The sequence below is a fragment of the Betaproteobacteria bacterium genome, assembly GCA_016791345.1.
Classification (GTDB): domain Bacteria; phylum Pseudomonadota; class Gammaproteobacteria; order Burkholderiales; family JAEUMW01; genus JAEUMW01.
Genome location: JAEUMW010000065.1, coordinates 1 through 2,682 on the forward strand (window position 1 = coordinate 1; position 2,682 = coordinate 2,682).

Annotated in this window: 4 protein-coding genes; all 4 read right to left on the reverse strand. The window is 67.4% G+C overall.

The genetic code is table 11. The features are described 5' to 3' along the window. Positions 1–133 precede the first annotated feature (133 nt). On the reverse strand, positions 134–658 hold the full coding sequence (mobB, locus tag JNK68_02535; protein MBL8539228.1) for a molybdopterin-guanine dinucleotide biosynthesis protein B: 525 nt from the start codon (positions 656–658) through the stop codon (positions 134–136). Between the two features lie 168 nt (positions 659–826). Next, positions 827–1,528, reverse strand: coding sequence for an ATP-binding cassette domain-containing protein (locus tag JNK68_02540; GenBank protein MBL8539229.1), 702 nt, complete (start codon positions 1,526–1,528; stop codon positions 827–829). Between the two features lie 16 nt (positions 1,529–1,544). Then, a complete protein-coding gene (locus tag JNK68_02545) occupies positions 1,545–2,240 on the reverse strand; it encodes an ABC transporter permease (GenBank protein ID MBL8539230.1) in 696 nt (231 codons plus the stop codon). 25 nt (positions 2,241–2,265) lie between these two features. Then, positions 2,266–2,682, reverse strand: a 417-nt coding sequence (locus JNK68_02550) for a substrate-binding domain-containing protein (protein MBL8539231.1), incomplete at its 5' end; no start/stop codon positions are given.

Genomic DNA, 2,682 nt, shown 5'->3' on the forward strand with positions numbered 1-2,682 from the left:
CCGCTCACGCTGGCGCCGGCGGGCAGTTCGATACGCTCGATCGCGAGGCCGAGCGCTTGCCGCAGCCGGGCGAAATAGAGCACGGTCACGAGAACCGTGGCAACGGCGGCCGTTCTCTCGTCCATGGTCCCCATCAGGTCACCCGACGCAGTCGCGGCGCCGCGCGCAGCAGATCGAGATGCGCGAGGATGAATTCGGCGATCGCATCGTAGTCTTCGAGATCGAACTGCGGCAGCAGCGTGTCGATGGGTTCGTCGGTCGCGATCGCGATGACGTGTTCGTCATGGCGGAAGAGCAGCGGACGCGCTGCAGCCGCGCGATGGATCTCGAGCTTCGGAATCGGCTGCCGCTTGAAGCCTTCGACGAGCACGAGGTCGCAGGGCGCAAACCGCGCGAGCAGTTCCGGCAACTCCGGTTCGGCCGCGTTGCGCAGTTCGTGCATGAGCACCCAGCGCTTGGCGGAAGCGAGCATGACCTCGGTCGCTCCCGCCTCGCGGTGCCGATAGGAATCCTTGCCGGGGCGATCGATGTCGAACTCGTGGTGAGCGTGCTTGACGAGCGAAACGCGCAGCCCCTCCATGACGAAGCGCGGAAGGAGTGCCTCGATCAGCGTCGTCTTGCCGCTGCCGGAAAAGCCTGCAAAGCCGAATACCTTCATCGCCGCGCGTTTCTCCTGTGCGACCTTGCGCCGGCTCCCTGAAAGACTGGCGGCGATGATACCGTCTCAAGCATCCCGCTGCCATGGCCAGGAAGCGCCGGTTCCGCAAGCCGCCGTGCGCGAACTCGGTAGTGAGCCTGTGACAGTCCGGCGTTCGGGAGGTTGCGGTCAGGGGACCTGGCAGGCGGCGGAGACTGGTCGCGCCCCCGCGCGTGGCACGGCGTGGAGGTGGCCGGCTTCGAGCCTCAACTGATGCATGTAGGGCAGGTCGATGATTTCCTGGTCGTGACACGCGACCACCACGCAGTTCTCGCCCTGACCGAGGTCGTGGATCAGGTCGAGCACGCGGTGGCGGCCCTCGCGGTCCAGATTGGCGGTCGGCTCGTCGAGCAGGAAGAGGCGCGGATGCAGCACCTTGGCGCGCGCCATGGCGACTCGCTGCTTCTCCCCGCCGGAGAGCTTGCCGGGGCGTACTTTCGCGACGTGACCGAGACCTGCCCATTCCAGCGCATCGGCCACGATCCGCTGGCGCTCACCGGCCGCGACGTGCCGTGCCTTCAGTCCGAAGCCGATGTTCTCGGCGATGCTGGTATCGAACAGATAGGGATGCTGGTGGACGTAAACGATGTCGCCGCGCAGGGCTTCCGGGAACCGCCGCAGGTCCGCCGCCCGTCCGTCGATCTCCAAAGTGCCGGCGTCTGCCGCGTCGAGGCCGGCGAGGATGCGCATCAGCGTCGACTTGCCCGAGCCGTTGTCGCCGGTGAGCACGTAGCTTTCGCCGGAAAGGAAGCGCGCGGCCACGCCGCGCAGCACCGTGCGGCTGCCGAATCGCCTGGCGACACCGTCGATCCGGACGAAATGGGTCGTCACGGACGCTCCCTCCCCGTCATGTCATCCCGCCCTCCCCCTGCAGGAAGGAGAGCAGCGCGTTGATGCCGAGCGCGAGCGCAATGAGGACGAACCCCAGCGCGATGCCCTGGGCGAACTCGCCCTTGCTCGTCTCGAGCGCGATGGCCGTCGGGATGTTGCGTGTGAGCCCGGCGATGTTGCCGCCCACCATGACGGAGCACCCGACCTCCGACACCACACGGCCGAAGCCGTTGAAGATCGACGCCATCACGCCAAAGCGCACCTCGCGCAAGGTGGTCCAGGCGGCCACGAATCGGTGCGCGCCGAGGCTGCGCGCGGTCTCGTACACGCGCGGGTCTGCACCCTGCACCGCGGCGAGCGTGAACACGACGAGCACCGGAAACGCGATCGCCATGTACCCGATGATCATCGCCTCGGGCGTGAAGAGCAGCTTGAGGAAGCCGAGCGGACCCTGGCGCGACAGCAGCATGTAGAGCGTGAGGCCGACCACCACGGTCGGGAAGGAGAGCAGCCCCTGCACCGCGACGACCAGCGCGCGCCGGCCGGGAAAGCGCACCTTCGCCATCAGAAAGCCGAGCGCGACTGCCGGCGGGGCGATCAGCGCGATCGCCACCGTCGAGCAATAGAGCGAGGTCCAGATGATCCGCCACAGGGTGCGATCGCCCGTGAAGAGCAGGACGAACGCCTGCCGCGTCGGCTCGATGAGATCCACCGCCTGCGCCCGGCTCGATCGCCCCTCAGGCAGCCGGCTTGAGCGCCGGACGTGCGTCGGGGAAGAACATCTGCTGACCGTTCACCCTGAACGCCGCGATGGCCTGCTGTCCTTCCGGCGAGACCAGCCACTCCAGCAGCGCCACGGCGCCCTTGTTGTTCACGCCGGGGCACTTCTGCGGGTTCACCACGATCACGCCATAGGGATTGAACATCCGGGGGTCGCCTTCCACCAGGATCTCGAGTCCGATCTTGTCGCGATAGGCAGCGAAGGTCGCGCGGTCGGTCAGCGTGTAACCCTGCAGTTCGCCCGCCATGGTCAGCACCTGCCCCATGCCCTGCCCCGCCGACACATAGGCCGCGCCTTCCGGTTGCGCGCCGGCATCCTTCCAGTAGCCCTTCTCCATCTGGTGCGTCCCCGACTCGTCGCCGCGCGAGACGAA

Excerpts from the sequence above, each read along its gene's own strand:
- mobB (MBL8539228.1), bottom strand. The coding sequence starts at position 658 with ATGAAGGTATTCGGCTTTGCAGGCTTTTCCGGCAGCGGCAAGACGACG.